At 72.1% G+C, this 700-nt stretch carries 1 protein-coding gene; it reads right to left on the bottom strand.

The genetic code is table 11. The annotated features are described in order from the left end of the window. Positions 1–243 precede the first annotated feature (243 nt). A partial coding sequence (locus tag G7A99_RS23040) for an O-methyltransferase (protein ID WP_163144373.1) occupies positions 244–700 on the bottom strand: 457 nt, incomplete at its 5' end.

Genomic DNA, 700 nt, shown 5'->3' with positions numbered 1-700 from the left:
GAGGTGACCGTCACCGTCGGCACCTCGCCGCCGGACTGCTGCGCCAGGGCCTCGCCGCCGGCGAGACACGCGGCGGCCATGCACAGCGACATGCCACCGGTGCGGTTTGCTCCGGACACACGGAACCTGTTGATCGCGTTGAACGCCATCACTGAACCCCCTTGATCGATGGTGTTGTTTCTCACGCCCCTGACGGGGCTGGATGGGCGCCGCCCGGGCAGGTCCGGGCGGCGCCCCGCCGGCCTACCCCCGGAACCGGGAGACGCTGAACTGGCCCGGCCCCACGGCGATCAGCCGCGTGGTGAACCGCTCCGGCGAATGGGTGATGAAGTGCCGGAAGTCCCCCGGCTCGCCGTCGAAGTGGTCGAGGTTGTCCGCGACCACCCACGCCCCGGTACGCAGCCGCGGCGTGAGCGCGTCCAGCACCTCGCGGTAGGCGGACTTGTCGCCGTCCAGGAAGACGAAGTCGAGGGGCCCCTCGACGCCGGTCAGGCTCTCCAGGGCGTCCCCCGCGCGGATCTCCGCGTGGCGTGCGAGCCCCGCCTCCTCCAGGCTGGCGAGCGCGTGGGCGCGCTTGTTGTCGTAACGCTCGCTGCCGGTGACGTGGCCCTCGTTGTCCGCCGCGGCGGCGGCGAGGTAGAGCGTGGAGATGCCGAACGAGCTGCCGAATTCGACGATCCGCCGCGCCCCGGCGGCACGG

Source organism: Arhodomonas sp. KWT (genome assembly GCF_010993615.1).
The sequence above is the reverse complement of the archived record's forward strand: the minus strand, read 5'-3'. Positions and strand labels throughout refer to the sequence as shown.